Source organism: Streptomyces sp. NPDC048560 (genome assembly GCF_040650955.1).
Lineage (GTDB): Bacteria > Actinomycetota > Actinomycetes > Streptomycetales > Streptomycetaceae > Streptomyces.
Map to the genome: position 1 here is coordinate 92,534 of NZ_JBEZIJ010000013.1, position 21,352 is coordinate 113,885.

General features: G+C 71.4%; 14 protein-coding genes. 1 reads left to right on the forward strand and 13 read right to left on the reverse strand.

The genetic code is table 11. The annotated features are described in order from the left end of the window. Positions 1-89: 89 nt before the first annotated feature. The 13 genes from AB0C82_RS30465 to AB0C82_RS30525 form a co-directional block, all read right to left on the reverse strand. Positions 90-1,295 (reverse strand): DNA polymerase III subunit delta', encoded by a 1,206-nt coding sequence (locus tag AB0C82_RS30465; protein WP_362848186.1) that lies wholly within the window; start codon positions 1,293-1,295, stop codon positions 90-92. 185 nt (positions 1,296-1,480) lie between these two features. Further along, positions 1,481-4,711 carry a dTMP kinase gene (gene tmk / locus AB0C82_RS30470; protein ID WP_362848189.1) on the reverse strand — a complete coding sequence of 1,077 codons (3,231 nt, stop codon included), beginning with the start codon at positions 4,709-4,711 and terminating at the stop codon, positions 1,481-1,483. Positions 4,712-4,936: 225 nt separating this feature from the next. Continuing rightward, positions 4,937-7,804: a type I DNA topoisomerase gene (gene topA / locus AB0C82_RS30475; RefSeq protein WP_362848192.1), complete on the reverse strand. Its 2,868-nt coding sequence runs from the start codon at positions 7,802-7,804 to the stop codon at positions 4,937-4,939. Positions 7,805-8,096: 292 nt separating this feature from the next. After that, positions 8,097-8,294 carry a hypothetical protein gene (locus AB0C82_RS30480; RefSeq protein WP_362848195.1) on the reverse strand — a complete coding sequence of 66 codons (198 nt, stop codon included), beginning with the start codon at positions 8,292-8,294 and terminating at the stop codon, positions 8,097-8,099. Positions 8,295-8,424: 130 nt separating this feature from the next. Continuing rightward, on the reverse strand, positions 8,425-9,252 hold the full coding sequence (locus AB0C82_RS30485; RefSeq protein ID WP_362848198.1) for an ABC transporter permease: 828 nt from the start codon (positions 9,250-9,252) through the stop codon (positions 8,425-8,427). A gap of 35 nt (positions 9,253-9,287) precedes the next feature. Continuing rightward, a complete protein-coding gene (locus AB0C82_RS30490; protein ID WP_362848201.1) occupies positions 9,288-10,091 on the reverse strand; it encodes an ABC transporter permease in 804 nt (267 codons plus the stop codon). Continuing rightward, positions 10,088-11,137, reverse strand: a complete 1,050-nt coding sequence (locus tag AB0C82_RS30495; RefSeq protein ID WP_362848203.1) for an ABC transporter ATP-binding protein — start codon at positions 11,135-11,137, stop codon at positions 10,088-10,090. The genes AB0C82_RS30490 and AB0C82_RS30495 overlap by 4 nt, the downstream gene beginning before the upstream one ends. A gap of 76 nt (positions 11,138-11,213) precedes the next feature. Then, a complete protein-coding gene (locus AB0C82_RS30500) occupies positions 11,214-12,224 on the reverse strand; it encodes a helix-turn-helix domain-containing protein (protein WP_362848206.1) in 1,011 nt (336 codons plus the stop codon). A gap of 118 nt (positions 12,225-12,342) precedes the next feature. Further along, positions 12,343-13,848 (reverse strand): methyltransferase, encoded by a 1,506-nt coding sequence (locus AB0C82_RS30505; protein ID WP_362848209.1) that lies wholly within the window; start codon positions 13,846-13,848, stop codon positions 12,343-12,345. 125 nt (positions 13,849-13,973) lie between these two features. Then, positions 13,974-14,582 carry a small secreted protein gene (locus tag AB0C82_RS30510; RefSeq protein WP_362848212.1) on the reverse strand — a complete coding sequence of 203 codons (609 nt, stop codon included), beginning with the start codon at positions 14,580-14,582 and terminating at the stop codon, positions 13,974-13,976. 289 nt (positions 14,583-14,871) lie between these two features. Further along, a complete protein-coding gene (locus tag AB0C82_RS30515; RefSeq protein WP_362848215.1) occupies positions 14,872-17,322 on the reverse strand; it encodes a sodium-translocating pyrophosphatase in 2,451 nt (816 codons plus the stop codon). A gap of 317 nt (positions 17,323-17,639) precedes the next feature. Continuing rightward, positions 17,640-18,098 (reverse strand): ATP-binding protein, encoded by a 459-nt coding sequence (locus tag AB0C82_RS30520; protein WP_362848217.1) that lies wholly within the window; start codon positions 18,096-18,098, stop codon positions 17,640-17,642. A 202-nt stretch (positions 18,099-18,300) separates the two neighbouring features. Continuing rightward, on the reverse strand, positions 18,301-18,654 hold the full coding sequence (locus tag AB0C82_RS30525; protein ID WP_003967428.1) for an STAS domain-containing protein: 354 nt from the start codon (positions 18,652-18,654) through the stop codon (positions 18,301-18,303). 78 nt (positions 18,655-18,732) lie between these two features. Here AB0C82_RS30525 and AB0C82_RS30530 point away from each other — a divergent pair, with 78 nt between their 5' ends. Next, positions 18,733-21,225: a DEAD/DEAH box helicase gene (locus AB0C82_RS30530; RefSeq protein WP_362848220.1), complete on the forward strand. Its 2,493-nt coding sequence runs from the start codon at positions 18,733-18,735 to the stop codon at positions 21,223-21,225. Positions 21,226-21,352: the final 127 nt, after the last annotated feature.

The window sequence follows — 21,352 nt, forward strand, 5'->3', positions numbered from 1 at the left end:
GTCCGATTCCCTGCTCATTCGGGTGAATACCCGCCCCACCTGCACCGCTGTGTCAGCCGGCCCGGAGAGCCGTCGTCCTGCGCGCTGTGTCAGCCCGCCCGCAGCGCCATCGTCATCGCCTCGACGGCGAGCAGCGGCGATACGTTGCGGTCGAGCGCCTGGCGGCAGGCGATCACCGCCTCGATCCGGCGCAGGGTGCGCTCGGGGGTCGACGACCGGGCGATCCGGTCGAGCGAGTCCTCCGCGTCGAGGTTGGCGATCGCGATGCGCGAGCCGAGCTGGAGGGCCAGCACGTCGCGGTAGAAGCCGGTCAGGTCGGTGAGCGCCAGATCGAGGCTGTCCCGCTGCGAACGGGTCTTGCGGCGCTTCTGCCGGTCCTCCAGATCTTTCATCACCCCCGCCGTGCCCCGGGGCATCCGGCCCCCGGCGACGGCGCCGAGGGCCGCCTTCATGTCCTCGGTCTCCTTGCCGTCGACCTCGTCCGAGACCTGCTTGGCCTCCTCCGTCGCGGTGTCGATCAGCTCCTGGGCGGCCTTCAGGCAGCCGCCGACGTCGTCGATCCGCAGCGGCAGTCTGAGTACGGCGGCACGGCGTGCCCTGGCCCGCTCGTCCGTGGCCAGACGGCGGGCCCGGCCGATGTGCCCCTGAGTGGCGCGGGCAGCCGACGCGGCACGCTCGGGGTCGATGCCGTCCCGCCGGATCAGGACGTCGGCGACGGCGTCGACGGGCGGTGTGCGCAGGGTGAGGTGGCGGCAGCGGGACCGGATCGTGGGCAGGACGTCTTCGAGCGAAGGCGCGCAGAGCAGCCACACCGTACGGGGGGCAGGCTCCTCGACGGCCTTCAGCAGGACGTTGCCCGCGCCTTCGGTCAGGCGGTCGGCGTCCTCCAGGACGATGACCTGCCACCGGCCGATGGCCGGTGAGAGCTGGGCCCGGCGGACCAGCTCCCGGGTCTCCTTCACACCGATCGACAGCTGGTCGGTGCGGATGACGTCGACGTCGGCGTGCGTACCGACCAGGCTGGTGTGGCAGCCGTCGCAGAATCCGCAGCCCGGGATGCCGCCGAGCGCCCGGTCCGGGCTGGTGCACTGGAGCGCGGCGGCGAAGGCACGGGCGGCGGTGGACCGCCCGGACCCCGGCGGCCCGGTGAAGAGCCACGCGTGCGTCATCTTCGAGCCCGGAGGTACGGGCACGCCGGTGGAGATGGCGGTGACCAGCGCGTCGGCGTCCCGGGCGGCGGCAGCGAGCTGCTCCTGGACCCGGTCCTGTCCGACGAGGTCGTCCCATACGGTCATGGGTCACCGCCCTTCCGGTGGTGTGGTCGTGCGTCGAGCGCGGGTGTGGTCGTGCGGTGCCCGCGCCGGATTCCCATTGTGCGGGAAGGGTCTGACAATCCCGGCTTTCCGGCTGCCGGAACGGCCGCCCCACGCCGTCGGCGGGCCCGGAGTTCCGGGCCCGCCGACGGGGATGGACGGATCGGTCAGCCGCGCGGACGGCGGCCCCGGCCGGACGGGCCCGGGTCCTCGTCCTGGCCTCCGAGCAGTTCGTCGGCCAGGGACGGCAGGTCGTCCAGCGGCGTCTCCTCGGCCCAGTCGGGACGGGGGCGCTTCTGGCGGGCCTGACGGTCGGGTGCGTCCTTCGCCGCCCGGGGGTCCTCGCTGATCTGCGGCAGCTCGCGCGTGCGCTCGTTCTCGCTCTCCGCGGCGGGGCGCTCGTCACGGAAGATTCCCGGCGGCACGCGGTCGGACGGCGCCTCGTCCCGTACGGGCGGCAGCACCGCCGTCTCGTCCGCGTCCCGTGCCGGGCGGCGCCCGGCCGGGTCGTTCACGCGCGGCAGCATGGCTGTCTCGGCGTCGTCCGCCGCCGGACGGCCGGGGCGGGGCGCCTCGGAGTGCGAGCGGTCGGAGTACGGCCGGCCGGCCGGGGGCGCCACCGGCGAAGGCACCGGCTGCGTCACCTCGTTGGCCCCGACGATCGGGGTCGGCACCGTGAGCTCGTTGTCGGCCGGGGACGGCCCGGAACGCTCGGACGTCCGTGCGCGCTCCGCACGCTCCGCCGCGGCGGCTGCCTCGGCCTCCGCCCTGGACGCGGCCTCGGCCTCGGCCCGTGCAGCGGCCTCCGCCTCAGCCCTCGCCGCGGCCTCGGCCTCCGCCTGACGCCGTGCCTCCTCGGCCCTCAGCAGGGCCTCCTCGGCCTTGCGCTGCTTCTCCAGACGCCGTGCCTCGGCCTCCTTGCGCAGCCGCGCCTCTTCCTCGGCCTGCCTGCGAAGGCGTTCCTGCTCGGCCTCGCGCACGCGCTCCTCGGCCTCGCGCCTGACCCGCTCCTCCTCCGCGAGCCTGCGGGCCTCCTCCGCGCGCAGCCGGGCCTCCTCGGCCTGCCGTTCGGCCTCACGCAGCCGCGCCTCCTCCAGCTCGCGGCGCTTGCGCTCCTCCTCCTCGGCGCGGAGCCTGGCGAGCTGTTCCTGGCGCTCGCGCTCCAGCCGCTCCTCCTCGGCCTTGCGGGCCGCCTCTTCCTCGGCCTTGCGCCTGGCCTCCTCCTCGGCAGCCCTGCGCGCCTCCTCCTGGGCCCTGATCTCGGCCTCGGAGAGCGGAAGCAGACGGTCGAGCCGGTGACGTACGACGGTGGTGATCGCTTGCGGTTCCTGGCCCGCGTCCACCACGAGGTAGCGGACCGGGTCGGCCGCCGCGAGGGTGAGGAAACCGGAACGTACCCGGGCGTGGAACTCCGGCGGCTCCGACTCCAGCCGGTCGGGCGCCTCGGTGAACCGTTCGCGCGCGGTCTGCGGGTCCACGTCCAGCAGCACCGTCAGGTGCGGTACGAGACCGCTCGTCGCCCAGCGCGAGATCCGGGCGATCTCGGTCGGGGACAGGTCGCGGCCCGCGCCCTGGTAGGCGACGGACGAGTCGATGTAACGGTCGGAGATGACGACCGCACCGCGCTCCAGCGCCGGACGCACGACCGAGTCGACGTGCTCGGCACGGTCGGCGGCGTACAGCAGGGCCTCGGCCCGGTTGGACAGCCCGGCCGAAGAGACGTCGAGCAGGATCGAGCGCAGCCGCTTGCCGACCGGCGTCGCTCCCGGCTCACGCGTCACCACGACCTCGTGGCCCTTGGCCCGGATCCATTCGGCGAGCGCCTCGACCTGGGTGGACTTGCCTGCTCCGTCGCCGCCCTCCAGGGCGAGGAAGAAGCCGGTGGCGGCGGGCGCGACCGTGGGGTCGCCGCCGCGAACCGCCTCGCGCAGGTCACGCCGCAGCGGCACGCCCGCGCGGTCGTCGGTCCTGGCGAGAAGTACCGCGGCGACGGGCAGCAGCAGCGCGCCGATCAGCATCAGCGCGAAGGCGGCGCCGCCGTGGGCGAAGACGAAGTCACCGGAGGCCAGGCGGTGCCGGCCGATGGCCGCGGCGAGCAGCGGGCCGCCGACGGCACCGAGCGCGATGAGCACCCGCACGACGGCCTGGAGGTGTTCGGTGGTCCTGGCCTGCCGGAACTCCTCCGTCTCCTGGTCGATGAGCGTGTGCCCCGTACCGGCGGCGACACCGGCCGCGTAGCCGGCGAGGAGCGCGAGGAGCAGCCCCGTCGCCGTGTCCGGCACCAGCCCGAGCACGAGCAGCGCGACTCCGGTGACGGCGGTGGAGAACGCGAGCAGACGGCGCCGCGAGAGGGTGGGCAGCACCTTCTGCGCGGTACGGATACCGAGGCCGGTGCCGCCGGTCAGCGCCAGGACGAGAAGCGCGAAGGTGGCGGGGCCGCCGCCCAAGTCGATCGCGTGCAGTACGGAGACCGCAGCGGCGGCGGCGATGGCCCCGGCGACCGCGGCGCAGGCGCCGACGATCAGCGGGACCGTGCCGGTGCGGCCCTTGTCGGGTCCCGTTCCGGTGACCGGACGGCGCAGCCCCTCCAGGGGCGAGCGCGGGCGGGGCGTCGGGGTGGCGGGCAGTTCGAGGAAGTACAGGACCGAGATCGAGGCGGAGAAGAGTCCGGCCGCGACGTACGAGCCCAGCGCCGCCTGGTGGAACGAGAACCAGTCGAGTCCGGCGCCGAGCAGATTGCCGATCAGGGTGGCGATCAGCAGGGCGGCGGCCGCGGCGGGGATGGCGAGGAAGTTCGTGCGCAGGGAGAGCCTGCGGAGTGCGTCGAGGTGGTCGGGCAGCGGGCGCACGGCGGCGCCCTCGATGGGCGGGGCGGGCAGCAGCGCGGGGGCCGCGCTCTCCTTCGCGACGGTCCACAGCCGTTCACCGACGCCGGTGACGAAGACGGTGATCAGGATCATCATGAGCGCCTTGTCGGGCACCCAGTCGATCCACAGCGGGGCGACGACCAGCAGCGCGAGCCGCAGCCCGTCCACCCCGATCATCAGCCAGCGCCGATCCACCGGTCCGCCGGGTCCCACGAGCGACGTGAGTGGCCCCAGGAGTACGGCTCCGAAGAGCACCGTGGAAATAATCCGGACCCCGAACACCGCCGCGACGGCAAAGGCCGCCCCTCGGTATCCGGCTCCGAATGAGCCCTCCAGGACCGCCACTTGCAGCGACAACAGCACCAGCACGAGAAGGGCGAGTGCATCGCCGATACCGCCGACGAGCTGGGCGCTCCACAACCGCTTCAGCGGGGGAACACGCAACAGGGCTCGTACGGCGCGCTCGCGTGAGTCTGCGGCAAGTGTGTCGGAGGTGGGGCTCACGACCGTTGGCTGCTCGGCTCGCGTCATCCGCCCAGCCTATCCGGAGCGGCGCGGTCACCGTCGGCCCCGTCCGAACATACGGCCGCCGGGGGTGGGCCGAGCGCCCCGGAACCCGGCCGGCAGCGCCTCGGCCCCGGCTCGCCCGGCCCGGAGGGCGAACCCGGGACGATCCGCCGCAGGGCGTGGCCCCACGCGAAACGGCGGGGCCCGAAGGCCCCGCCGTCCCCTGCACGTGAGGTCGCTCGACCCCGGTCAGTCCTCCGTGGACGCCGACGAGGCCGTCTTCTTCGCCGTGGTCTTCTTGGCCGTCGTCTTCTTCGCGGTCGTCGTCTTGGCCGTGGTCGTCTTCTTGGCAGCGGTCTTCTTCGCCGCCGTCTTCTTGACGGCCGTGGTCGCCTTCTTCGCCGTGGCCTTCTTGGCCGGGGCCTTCTTCGCCGTCTTCTTCTTGGCGGGTCCCTTGGCGCGCTTCTCGGCCAGCAGCTCGTAGCCGCGCTCCGGCGTGATCTCCTCGACGCTGTCGTCGCTGCGCAGCGTCGCGTTCGTCTCGCCGTCCGTGACGTACGCGCCGAAGCGGCCGTCCTTCACGACCACCGGCGCCCCGCTCACCGGGTCGTTGCCCAGTTCCTTCAGCGGCGGCTTGGCGGCGGCCCGGCCGCGCTGCTTGGGCTGGGCGTAGATCGCGAGGGCCTCTTCGAGCGTGATGTCGAAGAGCTGGTCCTCGGAGGTCAGCGACCGCGAGTCAGTGCCCTTCTTGAGGTACGGGCCGTAGCGGCCGTTCTGCGCGGTGATCTCGACACCGTCGGCGTCCTCACCGACGACCCGCGGCAGGGACATCAGCTTGAGCGCGTCGGCCAGCGTCACCGTGTCCAGCGACATCGACTTGAAGAGCGAGGCCGTCCGCGGCTTCACCGCGTTCTTGCCGGTCTTCGGGGTGCCCTCGGGCAGCACCTCGGTGACGTACGGGCCGTAGCGCCCGTCCTTCGCGATGATCTGGTTCCCGCTGACCGGGTCCGCGCCGAGCTCGAAGTCACCGCTCGGCTTGGCAAGCAGCTCCTCCGCGTACTCCACGGACAGCTCGTCGGGTGCCATCTCCTCGGGCACGTCCGCGCGCTGGTGCTCCTCGGAGTCCTTCTCGCCGCGCTCGATGTAGGGGCCGTAGCGCCCGACACGCAGCACGATGCCGTTGCCGACCGGGAACGAGGAGATCTCCCGGGCGTCGATCGCACCGAGGTCGGTGACGAGCTCCTTGAGGCCACCGAGGTGGTCGCCGTCGCCGTTGCCCGCGTCGGAGGCGGAACCCGCACCGGCCGGGTCCGCGCCCGCACCGAAGTAGAAGCGCTTCAGCCACGGCACGGACTTGGCCTCGCCCCGCGCGATGCGGTCGAGGTCGTCCTCCATGCGGGCCGTGAAGTCGTAGTCGACCAGCCGGCCGAAGTGCGTCTCCAGCAGGTTGACCACGGCGAAGGACAGGAACGACGGAACGAGCGCCGTGCCCTTCTTGAAGACGTAGCCGCGGTCCAGGATCGTCCCGATGATCGAGGCGTACGTCGACGGGCGGCCGATCTCGCGCTCTTCGAGCTCCTTGACCAGCGAGGCCTCGGTGTAGCGGGCGGGCGGCTTGGTGGCGTGACCGTCGACCGTGACCTCGTCGGCGGACAGCGCGTCGCCCTCCGCGACCTGCGGCAGACGCCGCTCGCGGTCGTCGAGCTCGGCGTTCGGGTCGTCGGCGCCTTCGACGTACGCCTTCATGAAGCCGTGGAAGGTGATCGTCTTGCCGGAGGCCGAGAACTCGGCGTCCCGGCCGTCGCTCGCGCGGCCGCCGATCTTGACGGTGACCGAGTTGCCGACCGCGTCCTTCATCTGGGAGGCGACGGTCCGCTTCCAGATCAGCTCGTACAGCCGGAACTGGTCGCCGGTGAGACCGGTCTCCGCGGGGGTGCGGAAGCGGTCGCCCGAGGGACGGATCGCCTCGTGCGCCTCCTGCGCGTTCTTGACCTTGGCGGCGTACGTGCGCGGCTTCTCCGGCAGGTAGTTCGCCCCGTACAGCTGCGTGACCTGCGCCCGGGCCGCGGTGATCGCGGTGTCCGAGAGGGTCGTGGAGTCCGTACGCATATAGGTGATGAAGCCGTTCTCGTACAGCTTCTGCGCGACCTGCATCGTGGCCTTGGCCCCGAAGCCCAGCTTGCGGCTGGCCTCCTGCTGGAGGGTGGTCGTACGGAACGGGGCGTACGGCGAGCGGCGGTACGGCTTCGACTCGACGGAGCGGACCGCGAACGTGGAATCGGCGAGCGCCGCCGCCAGGGCGCGGGCGTTCGTCTCGTCCAGGTGCAGCGTCTGGCCGGAGGCCGGCTTGAGCTGCCCGTCCGGACCGAAGTCGCGGCCCTGGGCGATGCGACGGCCGTCGACCGCGCTGAGGCGGGCGGTCAGCGTCGAGGGGTCGGACGCGTCACCGGTGCGGCCGGTGGCGAAGGTGCCCGTCAGGTCCCAGTACTCGGCGGAACGGAAGGCGATGCGCTCGCGCTCCCGCTCGACGACGAGGCGGGTCGCGACGGACTGGACACGGCCCGCCGAGAGACGGGGCATGACCTTCTTCCAGAGGACCGGGGACACCTCGTAGCCGTAGAGGCGGTCGAGGATCCGGCGGGTCTCCTGGGCGTCGACCATGCGCTGGTTGAGCTCGCGCGGGTTGGCGACGGCGGCCCGGATCGCGTCCTTCGTGATCTCGTGGAAGACCATCCGGTGGACCGGGACCTTGGGCTTCAGGACTTCCTGCAGGTGCCACGCGATGGCTTCGCCCTCGCGGTCCTCATCGGTGGCGAGGAAGAGTTCGTCGGACTCGGCCAGCAGCTGCTTGAGCTTCCTGACCTGGGCTTTCTTGTCCGCGTTGACGACGTAGATGGGCTGGAAGTCGTTCTCGACGTCCACGCCGAGACGGCGTACCTCACCGGTGTACTCGTCCGGCACCTCGGCCGCGCCGTTCGGGAGGTCGCGGATGTGCCCGACGCTCGCCTCGACCACGTATCCGGGGCCGAGATAGCCCTTGATCGTCTTCGCCTTGGCAGGCGACTCGACGATGACGAGTCGGCGGCCGCCCTGTGCGGTCTCGCTGGTCGGGGACAACTTCGCTCTTCTCTCCGGTCGGCACTCAGTGGGCATCCGGGCAGCGCAATGACGCTGCCCGCGGTGCTGTCGCTGCGGAGTGTGACGGTACAACCCGCCCCCGTGTCAAACGGCAAAAGCCCGCAACGGCCACTCGAACGGTAACCCGACTTCCGCCATTCCTGCCGCCCGGACCGCTCGGTCCGCGGTGCGCACGGCTCCTGCCTGCGCTTTCCGGGGTGCCGCCGATGCGCCCTCGCCGGAGTCGTCCGGGGGCGCCCCGTCCGGGGTCAGGCCCTTCCGGCACCGGGAATCAGACGCGGGTGAAGCACCAGACGCCGACGACGAGGAACGTCGCGCCGAAGAGCGTGGCGAGCGCCGTGGAGGCGACGGGGCTCACACCGTGGGCCACCGGCGCGCGGTGCAGGGTGCGCGCCCCCGTCCAGACCAGGAGTGCGGCACCGAACAGTGCGAATGCCGTACCGGCGAAAACGGCGGTGACGTTCTCCATGTCCGTACGCCTGCCCCTCGAAGTCACTCGTCGTCGTGATGCGCCCCGGCAGTGGGAGGCTTCCACGCCCGGGCGTCGCCGACACGAACCCCGGGTGAACAGCACTCACCCGGCCCCGTCTCCCGCCCCCTCACATCACGTCGAGGGTCGCGCGGCGCCGGCTGCCGCGTTCGAACAGCGCGAGGAGCGCCACGGCGAGCAGCGCGTAGCCGGCGCCGACCGCAAGCTCCGCCCCGAGCAGCCCCGTGTCCAGCGGACCGCCCGCGGACAACTGCCGGGCCGCGTCCGCGGCGTGGGTCAGCGGCAGTACCTCCCCGAGGCCGCCCATCCATCCAGGGAGCCCGGTCCGGGGCACGTTCGCCCCGGTCAGCAGGAGCAGCAGGGAACAGGCCACATTCGAGACGAGGAAGACATCGCGGAAGCGCAGCCCGAGCGCCCCCAGGGCGAGCCCGAAGGCGGAGCAGCCGGCGGAAGCGGCGAGCAGCACCGCCGCGAGCCCCGGGACGGCTCCGAGCGGAATCCGCAAGCCAAGCAGCAAGGACGCGGCGGCGAGGGTGAAGCTGCTGATCAGAAGCCCGTTGAGCACGTAGGGCAGGGCGCGGCCGAACCAGAGCGGAGCGCGGTGGCGGGGACTGAGAAGGACCGCTCCCAGCGTGCCGAACCGGCGCTCGTTGGAGATGGCCATGGTGCCGCCGTAGACACAGGCGGTCGACGAGGCGAGCACCGCGTTGCCGATCAGATGGAAGCGGTCGTCCGCCACCCCCAGCTGGCGCCCCAGGTGGACGAAGAACAGCAGTTGCAGCAGCGGCCCGGCCAGCAGGGTGCCGACGTACATGGGCGGCGTCGTCCAGTTGAACAGGGCGCGGTAGGAGATGGCGCCGCCGACCACGACAAGTCGTGCCGTGCGGACGGTTCCCGAGGCGAGGGCCGCCACGGGCGCGGGGACCGACGAGTACATGCGAGGGCTCCTGGAGGTTCGGAACAACCCGGTCATCAGGCGAGGGAGAGGGTGGCGGCGGCCCGGGCCCGGCGTTCGACCCGGCCGAGGACCAGCACCGCGAGCAGTGCGTAGCACCCGCCGAGGGCGAGGGCCGCCCCCATCGGTACGAGCACCTCGGCGACGGCGGGCCCGCCCGAGGTCGCCGCGTGCACGGCCCGCGAGCCCCAGGTGGTGGGCAGCGCCCAGGAGACCGGACGGGTCCAGTCCGGCAGGACGGTGGCGGGGACGAGCATTCCGGACAGCAGCCACACGGGCGCGTCCAGCGGATTGGCGAGCGCGTTCGCGTTGCGCAGCAGGACGAAGGTGGCGGCCAGAAGCAGCCCCATCATGCCGAGTGACAGGACGCATACGGGCACGGCGACGAGGAAGAGCAGCGGGTGCGCGAAGTCCAGCGGTACGCCGAAGAGCAACGCGCCCCAGAGGACAGTCGCGCCCATGGAATACGTACCGATGACGGCCGTGGCGAGCGTGATCGGCAGGAGCACCAGGGAGAGCGGGGCCGGGGCGGCGACCAGCGTCTCCAGCGTGCCGAGCCAGCGCTGGTTCTGCACGGCGCCGCCCGAACCGAAGAGCACCGAGGACCAGATGCCCATCAGCCCCGCTCCGACGGCTGCGGTGAGGAGCCGGTCGGGGTCGTCGGCGGCGCGGAACAGATATACGGCGAGAGTCGCGTACACCAGGGGCAGGAGGACGGCGAAGGTGATTTCGAGCGGTGACCTGCTCATGTACGAGACGTGCGTGCGGACTCCGACGAGGGTCAGCCGCAGGGCCCGGCGCGGGCTCGTTCCGGTCCTCATACCGTGGCCCCCTGCTCGTCCCGGGAGCTCACGTCCGACTCTCCGCCCTCCCGGCAGCCCGTTTCGGGCCCCGGTCCGTTCGCCTCCTCGACGATCGCGATGTACGCGTCCTCCAGCGTCGGTTCACGGGTGACGACCCGTCCGACCCGGACGCCTTCGAGCGCCGCCAGCACGCCGGTGTGAAGGCCCGCACCTCGCCCTGTCTGCACGGTGACGGTCTGACCGCTGCCGCGCTCCTCCACGGCCACGCCCCGCACGCCGGGCAGGGCCCGGACGCGGTCGAGGTCGCCGTCGGACGCCCCGTACGCCTCGATCTCCAGCACGTCGCGGTCCTGGACCCGGGACTTGAGCCGGCCGGGTGTGCCGAGCGCCCGTATCGTGCCGCCCGCGATCACCGCGATCCGGTCGCACAGCTCGTCGGCCTCGGCCATGTAGTGGGTCGTCAGCAGGACCGTGGTGCCGCCCGCCCGCAGGCCGGCGACGGTTCGGCGCAGATCGCGTGCCGCCACCGGGTCGACGCCGATGGACGGCTCGTCGAGGAAGAGGACATCGGGCTTGTGCAGCAGGCCGCGGGCGATGTGCAGGCGTTGGCGCATACCGCGCGAGTAGCCCTCGACCCGCTCCTTCTCGCGGCCCGTGAGCCCGACCAGCTCCAGCAGTTCGCCGATCCGGGCCTTCTGTTCGCGGGGCCCGACGCCGTACAGCTCGGCGAAGTAGCGCAGGTTGTCGAGTGCGGAGAGCCGGTCGTAGAGGCCCCGGTCGCCCCCGAAGACGTACCCGATCCTGCGGCGCACGGCCACGGGGTCGGCCGCCACGTCGTGTCCCAGCACCTTCGCGGTCCCGGAGGTCGGCAGGAGGAGGGTGTTGAGCATCTTGATGGTCGTGGTCTTGCCCGCGCCGTTGGGCCCGAGCAGTCCGAAGAGCTCACCGCGCGCCACCTGGAACGTGACACCGCGAACGGCCTCGGTCTCGGTGCGGCGCGGGCGCAGGAAGCCCGTGCGGGCGGTGTAGGTGCGGCGGAGGTTCTTCGCCTCGATGGCAAGCATGGCGGCGACGCTAGAGCGGCGGCCGCCGCTCCGGCCATCAATTCGGGGGCCACCGAATCGTCGTACGGACAGGCCGTCAGGACACGGCGCGCAGGACGTCCTCCCCGGACAGGAGAGCGAGCAGGGCGCGACCGGTGTCGGTGAGCTGGTAGTAGACGCTGCGGCCGACGCGGTGCCGGGTCACGACGTCCGAGTCGGCGAGGACCGACAGGTGCTCGGAGACCGTGCTCGGGGCGAGGCCGAGCCGGTCGGAGATCCCGGCGGTGGTGAGTGGCGCGCCGAGCTGGCGCAGGACCGACGCCCGGCCCCGTCCGAGCAGCAGCCCCAGCCGGTCGGCGCCGTCCGACGCCGGCTCGGCGGGCCGTTCGCGCAGGGCTGCCGCACCTCTGGCCTGGAAGGAGACGGTCAGGACCTCGGGGTCGTCGGTGGAGTAGAGGCGGCAGCCCTCGGCGAAGACGAGGGGGACGAGCAGCAGCCGCCGCTCCCCCGCCCGGTACTCCGCGTCGATGTGCTTGGTCAGCTCCAGAACGGGCGGTGTCCATCTGGCCCGGGTCTCCAGCCCGGCGAAGAGCGCGTCGACGCCCTCCGTCGCGAAGGTGCGCGCGCGGATGAGGACCTCGTCCTCCACGAGGCGGCGCATGGTCGGCCAGTGCTGTTCCAGTGCGCCTTCCCAGTACGCCGCGTACGCGTCGGCGAGCGCGGCGCAGGCCGCCTCGGGGTCATCGAGATAGGGGCGGACCCAGGGGTGTTCACCGAGTTCGGCGTAGTGCTCGGCGATGCCGGCCCGTACGGCATCGGCGGGCGTGGCCCGGACGATGTCGAGCTCCGTCCCGATGGACGAGGCACCGACCGGCTTCGGCACCATGAAATCGGGGAAGCCGTCCGGACCTTCGATCAGGAGGCGCAGGGCGTGTGTCCGCTCGTCCTCTCGCAGGACCTCGCGTGCCCGGCCCACCCACTCCTCGTACGGCCAGGAGACCGTCCGGTGCGGGCGGGCCAGATGGATGCTGCAGAAGGTGTCCCACAGCGGGCTGACGGCGATCCGTGTCGCGCCGAGCGAGGCCTCGTCCAGTTCGATACGGATCATCGGCGCCCCGCCTCACACGTCGTACGCGTCTCCCGGCCCCCACACCCCGCGCGGGCCGTACACGTCTCCCTGGCCTCCTGCTTCACACGGGCTTCGCGCTCCCTGCGGGTCCCGTACGTCATACGCCGTCCCGGATCGGCTCCAGGAAGCCCTCCTCCACCAGCAGGCGGATCGCCTGCGGGGTGCGGTCGCGCAGCAGGACCGGATCCTCGGACATCAGCTGGGCGATGGCGTCGAGAATCCGGCCGGCGGGCAGCGATCCGTCGCACACCCCGGCGAACCCTGCGCCGACGGCGTCGACCTTCGTCGCGCGGCGCATCCCCCGGTGCTGGCGCAGCACGACATGCTCGGGGTCCTCCGCGCCCGGCATGCCGACCTGCTCCTGCACGACCTCGGCGGCGAGCGTGAAGTGGGCGGCCAGCAGGGCCGCGTCGTCGCGCTCCCTGAGGTAGTCCTGGCGGGCGAAGTGCGCCTCGATCGCGGGGCCGAGCGGCTGCTCCACCGGGTGCGGCCACTCCTCGATCACGATCGACGGCTCGGCCGCGGAGGTCTTCCTGAGTGTGATCCAGCCGAAGCCGACCGCCTTCGTGCCCAGGGCCTCGAACTCGTCGAGCCACGCCTCGTAGCGGGCGCTGTACTCGGCAGGGTCGGAGCGGTGGTCGCCGCTGTCGCGCAGCCACAGCTCCGCGTACTGCGTGACGTCCTGCACCTCGCGCTGCACGATCCAGGCGTCGCAGCCGCGCGGCACCCAGGTGCGCAGCCGGTCCTGCCACTCCTCGCCCTCGACGTGCTGCCAGTTGGCGAGGAACTGGGCGTAACCCCCCTCGTTCAGCCGGTCGCCCGACTGCTGCACCAGGGTCCGGCACAGGTCGTCGCCGCCCATTCCGCCGTCCCGGTACGTCAGCCGGGCGCCCGGAGAGATCACGAACGGCGGGTTGGAGACGATCAGGTCGAACGTCTCGTCGGCGACCGGTCCGAAGAGGGACCCCTCGCGCAGATCGGCCGGGGCGGCGCCGGACAGGGCGAGGGTGAGCCGGGTGAAGGCCAGGGCACGCGGGTTGAGGTCCGTGGCCGTGACGTGGGTGGCGTGCTGGGATGCGTGCAGCGCCTGGATGCCCGAGCCCGTACCGACGTCCAGGGCGGAGGCCACCGGCTCACGGACGGTGATTCCGGCGAGGGTGGTCGACGCGCCGCCGACGCCGAGGACGACGCCCTCCTCGTGCGACCCGATGCCGCCGGCGCCGCCGACCGCGCAGCCGAGGTCGGACACGATGAACCAGTCCTCGCCCTCCGGTCCGCCGTACGGCCGGACGTCGACGGTCGCCCGGACCTCGTCGCCGTCACGTCTCAGCCAGCCGTCCTCGACGCACTCCTCCACCGGAAGCGCGGCGCCGGCCCGCTCGTAGGAGACGGAGCGCTGGAGAAGGAAGAGCCGCACCAGCGTGTCGAGCGGCGATTCGCCCCGGGTCGCCCGCAGGGCGGGAACCGTTTCGCTGCGGGCGAGCGCGGCGTAGGCGGACGCGCCGAGCCGGTCGAGAAGCCCGTCCGCGGTGAACGCGGCGGAGAGCAGGGCCTCGCGGAGCGCGGGGATACGGTCGGATGCGGGAAGGCTGGTCGTACTCACCCGCCCATTGTGTCCGCTCCCACCGACAACGGCAGCGGCCCGGCGCCCATCAAGGGCAACCGGGCCGCTGCCGGGCGGTCCGTCACACGCTTCCCTGGCGCAGCCAGGCTTCCCCCCGGCGGCAGTTATGCCTTCTTGCTCGCCGACGCGGAGGGGGACGCCGGGGAACCCGCGGACGGCGAGGAGGACGCCTTCGGCTTCTGGCAGCCCTTCTGCTTGGCCATCGCGGCGCCGACCTCACCGGACTGGAGCTTCTTCAGCGCCTGGTCACCACTCGTGCTGATCTTGTTCAGCTCGTCGGCGATGCCCTTGAGACCGTCGGCGAACTTCGCCTGGTCCTTCGTGTCGAGGGCGTCGACCTTCGTCTTCAGCTCGGCGTAGGCGGCCGAGGAGGCGTTGAGCTCCTTCACGGCCTCCTGCTGCGTGGTCTCACCGTCGTCGACGGGCGGCGGGCCCGCCGAGTCCACGGCCGAACCCAGCGCCTTGTACGCCTGCGAGATCTGCTGGAAGGCGGCCGAGTCGGTCGCCTGGACGTCGGCCGGCGTGCTGTTGTCCTGCGTCTGCTGCTGGATGTCGGCGTTGGCGTCCGCGATCTTCTGCAACTGGGGCTGGACCTGGTCGCAGACCTCCTTGGCCCAGTCGTTGACCTTGTCGTCGCTGTCGTCGCTGCAGCCCGACAGCGTCAGTACGAGTACCGCACCGCCGGACAGTGCGGCTGCAAGCTTCTTGTTCACCGGATTGGGTCCCTTCCAAGGCTCTCGGCCCCGGAACTTACACGCCAAGTGGGCGACATTCTGGCGCCGGGCGTCGGATGTACGGGCTTTTGCAGCCATTTGCACCAAGGGAAATCAAGGAGATACAACTCACCCAAATGCTCGATCACACGTGCGGTAACTCACCGGTCCGGATGAAGAACCGCAGCACAACGGGCGGACGCCCCCTCAGAAGGGTTTGCCCGCCCGCCGATTGCTCTCGGACCACGGCCTCCGGAATCCCTCCGGGCGACCAGGCCGCCTGCCCGGATCAGGAAATGGCCGCCGGGTCCGGCGACTTGGCGGGGCGGCCACCGTCGTCCCCGCCGTCTCCGCCGCCTTCGGAATCGTCCTCGTCTCCCATGGCGATCCCACGCCGCTTGGACACGTACACCGCACCGACGATGACGGCGATGGCGAACACGGCCACCACCGCCCGCACACCGGCGCTCGCGTCCTCCCCATAGCTGAACTGCACGACCGCCGGAGCGATGAGCAGCGCCACCAGGTTCATCACCTTGAGCAGCGGGTTGATCGCGGGCCCGGCCGTGTCTTTGAACGGGTCTCCGACCGTGTCGCCGATGACGGTCGCCGCATGGGCGTCACTGCCCTTGCCGCCGTGATGACCGTCCTCGACGAGCTTCTTGGCGTTGTCCCACGCACCACCGGAGTTCGCGAGGAAGACGGCCATGAGCGTGCCGGTCGCGATGGCACCGGCGAGATACGAGCCGAGTGCCCCGACCCCGAGACTGAAGCCGACCGCGATCGGCGCCAGCACGGCGAGCAGTCCGGGCGTGGCCAGCTCGCGGAGCGCGTCCTTGGTGCAGATGTCGACGACACGTCCGTACTCCGGCTTCTCCGTGTAGTCCATGATCCCGGGGTGCTCGCGGAACTGCCGCCGCACCTCGTAGACCACGGCCCCGGCGGACCGGGACACCGCGTTGATCGCCAGACCGGAGAACAGGAAGACGACCGCCGCGCCGAGGATCAGCCCCACCAGGTTGTTGGGCTGCGAGATGTCCAGGCTCAGCCCCAGCTCACCCGCTCCCGCCCCCACGTCTTCGACCGCCGTGGCGATCGCGTCGCGGTAGGAGCCGAAGAGCGCCGCCGCCGCGAGGACGGCGGTGGCGATGGCGATGCCCTTGGTGATGGCCTTGGTGGTGTTGCCGACGGCGTCCAGGTCGGTGAGCACCTGGGCCCCGGCGCCCTGGACGTCGCCCGACATCTCGGCGATGCCCTGCGCGTTGTCGGAGACCGGACCGAAGGTGTCCATGGCGACGATGACCCCGACGGTGGTGAGCAGGCCGGTGCCCGCGAGGGCCACCGCGAAGAGCGCCAGCATCACCGACGTACCACCGAGCAGGAACGCCCCGTAGACGCCGAGCCCGATCAGCAGCGCGGTGTAGACGGCTGACTCCAGGCCGATGGAGATTCCGGCGAGCACGACGGTCGCCGGACCGGTCAGCGAGGACTTGCCGATGTCCTTGACCGGGCGGCGGTTGGTTTCGGTGAAGTAGCCGGTGAGCTGCTGGATCAGCGCGGCGAGCGCGATGCCGATGGCGACGGCGACCAGGGCGAAGATCCGGGGATCGCCGCCGTGCGAGGCGATGGCGCTGTCCGTCACGCCTTCCAGTTCGGCGTACGAGGACGGGAGATAGACGAAGACCGCCACGGCCACCAGGACGAGCGAGATCACCGCGGAGATGAAGAACCCGCGGTTGATGGCGGTCATCCCGCTGCGGTCGGCGCGCCGCGGGGCGACCGCGAAGATGCCGATCATCGCGGTGACCACGCCGATCGCCGGCACGATCAGGGGAAAGGCCAGTCCCGAGTTCCCGAAGGCGGCCGAGCCGAGGATGAGTGCGGCGACGAGCGTCACGGCGTACGACTCGAACAGGTCGGCCGCCATGCCCGCACAGTCCCCGACGTTGTCGCCCACGTTGTCGGCGATGGTGGCGGCGTTGCGCGGATCGTCCTCCGGGATGCCCTGCTCCACCTTGCCGACGAGGTCGGCGCCCACATCCGCCGCCTTGGTGAAGATGCCGCCGCCGACCCTCATGAACATGGCGATCAGCGCCGCGCCGAGACCGAATCCCTCCAGGACCTTGGGCGCGTCGGCGGCGTACACGAGGACGACCACGGAGGCACCGAGCAGGCCGAGACCCACCGTGATCATGCCGACCACGCCTCCCGTACGGAAAGCGATCTTCATCGCCTTGTGCGATACGGCGGTGAGATCCTTTTCCGGTTCGCCTTCTTCCGGAGTCGCCTCACGCGCGGCTGCGGCGACGCGCACATTGCTGCGTACGGCGAGGCGCATACCGATGTATCCGGTGGCCGCCGAGAAAAGCGCACCCACCAGGAAGAACAACGACCGTCCCGCGCGCTGCGACCAGTCGTCGGCCGGCAGCAGAAGGAGCAGGAAGAACACGACGACGGCGAAAACGCCGACGGTACGCAGCTGTCGCGCCAGATACGCATTCGCGCCCTCCTGGACGGCTGCCGCGATTTCCTTCATGCGCTCGGTGCCCTCGCCGGCCGCCAGGACCTGGCGTACCAGCAGCTGGGCGACGACCAGTGCGGCCACGGCGACGACCGCGACCACGATGATGATCAGCCGGTTGTCATCGGTGAGAACAGCGGCCGCGAGTGAGGTGGGACGGTCGGAAGGTGCGGAAAACTGCGTCAGTTCTGCCAGTGGTGTGTTGAAGAACCCCGCCATACGTCCTCCTTGACGCTCAGCGCTCAAGACGTGGACGGATTGTAGGGAGCAGAACCCGATCAAAACAGTGGGTGCGTAATGGAATTGACCTTCATCCCTCAATCGGCAAATGATCTCACTCTCGTTCTGACCCGAATGCAGTAACGGGACAGAAGCATTTCCGGGAGATCACCGATCAAGCAAAAAGGAAAAAGGCCCTGCTCAGCAGGGCCTGAAGAAATCGATCACTCGCCGCCCGGGAAGGGCGGCGGGCTACACGGGACTCGGATCGTCCCGCCTCCGTCCGATCACGCGCTCCCGGCCGGAGCGGCGCGGATTCAGGAAACCGCCACCGCGGACTTCGTCGGCCAGGTCATGCGGATCACTCCGCCGGCCGCGCCCGACCTGACTTCCATGTCGTCGACCAGGCCGCTGATGACCGCGAGGCCCATCTCGTCCTCGTCCTCACCGTCGGCCTCGAAATCCGTGGAACCGCCATGCGCGCCGGGCGTGGCGCCGGACGAGCCGGCCGCCTCGCTGCCGGGGCCGGGCACCTCGTCGCCGACCTCGATGGAGAAGGCCTTCTCCTCGTCGGTGAGCACGACCGTCACCGGGGCGGTGATGCCATGCCCGCGGTGCAGCCCGACAGCACGGCTGCACGCCTCGCCCACGGCGAGTCTGACCTCGTCGAGCAACGCCTCGTCGACACCGGCCCGGCGAGCCACGGCGGCTGCCACGAGGCGTGCCGTCCTGACATGTTCGGGCTGAGCGCTGAAGCGGAGTTCAACGGTGGCCATGCGATCCCCCTCGAACGTACGGGCGTGCTTCTCAGAGGCCCGGGCGTGTCGCCCGGTCCCCCTGCTCTCCAACCTCCGGAAAACCGACAAAGCCGGCAGCCGGCCAACGGCCGACCACCTGCTCGACGCGACCTGCCTGCTGCCGCGTGCCGGACTGCTCACTGCCTGTCGGCCGGCCCCATGAGGCCGGCCCGCTCCGACGTCAGTCGGTGGCCGCGACAGCCTCGTCGACCGTGGTGTGAATGGGGAACACCTTGGTCAGACCTGTGATCCGGAAGATCTTGAGAATGCGCTCCTGGTTACAGACCAGGCGCAGTGAGCCCTCATGGGCTCGGACACGCTTCAAGCCGCCCACGAGCACGCCGAGGCCGGTGGAGTCGAGGAAATCGACACCTTCCATGTCGACAACCAGGTGGTAGCTGCCGTCATTCACCAACTCGACCAACTGCTCGCGCAGCTTGGGCGCGGTATACACATCAATCTCGCCACCGACCTCGACGACCGTACGGTCGCCACCAGGGCCGGACACATTGCGAGTCGACAGGGACAGGTCCACGGATCCTCCAGCACCTTGCTATCGAGCGGTCGCCCCTCGGTCTCCCCGACGGAGCCAGGGGACGGATCGCCAGCCGCGATGGCATTCAATCACTTACCGGCAGCCATGCACGACGCCTTGGGACCATTGTCCGCCACGCCAGTGACACACTCGGTGCCGATGGCCAAGAATCACCGCCCCAGTCGACCGCCCGAGAGCGGGGGCTCCCGCCCCTCTCCCGCCATGGTCCTCGACCGGCTCGCCGCAGGAGCGGGCCGGTCCGCGCGCATCACTCATACGGAGCACTTGCCCCCGCGAGCGGGAACCCATGCCATCTGGCCGGATCGCATCCGCCCGGAAGTCGTCGCGGCAATCCAGGCTGCCGGAATCGGCCATCCGTGGGCACACCAGGCTGCCGCCGCCGAGCACGCCCTGGACGGCGAGTCCGTCGTGATCGCCACCGGCACCGCGTCCGGGAAGTCACTCGCCTACCTCGCGCCGGTGCTCAGCGCCCTCCTCGACGGCTCACAGGCCCCGAACGGGCGCGGGGCCACCGCCCTCTACCTCGCCCCCACCAAGGCCCTGGCCGCCGACCAGCGGCGGTCCGTGAAGAGCCTCGCGGCGCCCCTCGGGCACGCGATCCGGCCGGCGGTGTACGACGGTGACACTCCCGTCGAGGAACGCGAATGGGTACGCCAGTACGCCAACTACGTCCTGACCAACCCCGACATGCTGCACCGCGGCATCCTGCCCTCCCATCCCCGCTGGTCCTCCTTCCTGCGCGCCCTGCGATTCGTCGTCATCGACGAGTGCCACACCTACCGGGGCGTGTTCGGCTCCCACGTCGCCCAGGTGCTGCGCCGCCTGCGCCGCCTGTGTGCCCGTTACGGTGCCGATCCGGTCTTCCTCCTCGCCTCCGCCACCTCGGCGGACCCCTCGGTCGCCGCGGGCCGCCTCACCGGCCTCCCGGTCAAGGAGGTCGCCGACGACGCCTCCCCCCGCGGCGAACTGGTGTTCGCCCTCTGGGAACCCCCGCTGACCGAACTCCACGGCGAGAAGGGCGCACCCGTACGCCGTACCGCCACGGCCGAGACGGCCGACCTTCTCACCGACCTGACCCTCCAGGGCATCCGCTCGGTGGCCTTCGTACGCTCCCGGCGCGGCGCCGAGCTCATCTCCGTCATCGCGAAGGAACGCCTGGCCGAGGTGGACAGCTCGCTGCCGAAGCGGGTCGCCGCCTATCGCGGCGGCTACCTCCCCGAGGAACGCCGCGCCCTGGAACGGGCCCTTCACTCGGGCGAGCTCCTCGGCCTCGCCGCCACCACCGCCCTCGAACTCGGCATCGACGTCTCGGGCCTCGACGCCGTCGTCATCGCCGGCTACCCGGGCACCAGAGCCTCCCTGTGGCAGCAGGCAGGCCGCGCCGGCCGCGCCGGTCAGGGCGCACTCGCCGTGCTGGTCGCCCGGGACGATCCGCTGGACACGTATCTGGTCCACCACCCCGAGGCGCTCTTCCAGCAGCCCGTGGAGTCGACCGTCCTGGACCCCGACAACCCGTACGTCCTCGCCCCCCACCTGTGCGCGGCCGCCGCCGAGCTGCCGCTCACCGACTCCGACATCGCACTCTTCGGCCCCGCGGTGCCCGGTCTGCTGCCGCAGCTGGAGGCCGCGAAACTGCTGCGCAAGCGGCCGGCGGGCTGGCACTGGACCCGCCGGGAACGGGCGGCCGATCTCACCGACATCCGGGGCGGGGGCGGCCGTCCCGTCCAGATCGTCGAGGAGGGCACCGGCCGTCTGCTCGGCACCGTCGACGAGTCGGCGGCACACACCGCCGTCCACGAGGGCGCCGTCCACCTCCACCAGGGCCGCACGTACCTGGTGCGGAAGCTTGACCTGGAGGACTCGGTCGCCCTCGTCGAGGAGGCGAGTCCGCCGTACTCGACCACCGCACGTGACACCACCGCCATCTCCGTCCTGGAGACCGACACCGAGATCCCTTGGGGGGACGGGCGGCTCTGTTACGGCTCCGTGGAGGTCACCAACCAGGTCGTCTCCTTCCTGCGCCGCCGGGTGATCACCGGCGAGGTCATGGGCGAGACCAAGCTCGACCTCCCGCCCCGCACCCTTCGCACCCGCGCCGTGTGGTGGACCGTCACCGAGGATCAGCTCGACGCCGCCCGGATCAACCCGGAGATCCTCGGCGGCGCGCTGCACGCCGCCGAGCACGCGTCCATCGGGATGCTCCCGCTCTTCGCCACCTGCGACCGCTGGGACATCGGCGGCGTCTCCGTGCCGCTCCACCCGGACACCCTGCTGCCCACGGTCTTCGTCTACGACGGCCACCCGGGTGGCGCCGGCTTCGCCGAGCGGGCCTTCCACACGGCCCGCAGATGGCTGACGGCCACGCGTGAGGCGATCGCCTCCTGCGAGTGCGACGCGGGCTGCCCGTCGTGCATCCAGTCCCCCAAGTGCGGCAACGGCAACGAACCGCTGCACAAGCGGGGCGCCGTACGCCTCCTCACCGAACTCCTGCGCACCGCACCCCCGGACCCGGACTCGGGCCCAAACCCGGAAGACACCCAGAAGCCGTAACGAAGCGCACCTCCGACCGTCGGCGGCCAGCCCCCTTCCCGCCCCCTTCCAATCCCCTCAGGCCCGCTGACCACCCCGCGCCCGCCGCGGGGCTGCCCTGACCGCCGCCCACCACGTCAGTCCCTCC

Excerpts from the sequence above, each read along its gene's own strand:
- AB0C82_RS30465 (WP_362848186.1), bottom strand. The coding sequence starts at position 1,295 with ATGACCGTATGGGACGACCTCGTCGGACAGGACCGGGTCCAGGAGCAG.
- tmk (WP_362848189.1), bottom strand. The coding sequence starts at position 4,711 with ATGACGCGAGCCGAGCAGCCAACGGTCGTGAGCCCCACCTCCGACACA.
- AB0C82_RS30480 (WP_362848195.1), bottom strand. The coding sequence starts at position 8,294 with ATGGAGAACGTCACCGCCGTTTTCGCCGGTACGGCATTCGCACTGTTC.
- AB0C82_RS30485 (WP_362848198.1), bottom strand. The coding sequence starts at position 9,252 with ATGTACTCGTCGGTCCCCGCGCCCGTGGCGGCCCTCGCCTCGGGAACC.
- AB0C82_RS30490 (WP_362848201.1), bottom strand. The coding sequence starts at position 10,091 with ATGAGGACCGGAACGAGCCCGCGCCGGGCCCTGCGGCTGACCCTCGTC.
- AB0C82_RS30495 (WP_362848203.1), bottom strand. The coding sequence starts at position 11,137 with ATGCTTGCCATCGAGGCGAAGAACCTCCGCCGCACCTACACCGCCCGC.
- AB0C82_RS30500 (WP_362848206.1), bottom strand. The coding sequence starts at position 12,224 with ATGATCCGTATCGAACTGGACGAGGCCTCGCTCGGCGCGACACGGATC.
- AB0C82_RS30515 (WP_362848215.1), bottom strand. The coding sequence starts at position 17,322 with ATGGCGGGGTTCTTCAACACACCACTGGCAGAACTGACGCAGTTTTCC.
- AB0C82_RS30520 (WP_362848217.1), bottom strand. The coding sequence starts at position 18,098 with ATGGCCACCGTTGAACTCCGCTTCAGCGCTCAGCCCGAACATGTCAGG.
- AB0C82_RS30530 (WP_362848220.1), top strand. The coding sequence starts at position 18,733 with ATGGCATTCAATCACTTACCGGCAGCCATGCACGACGCCTTGGGACCA.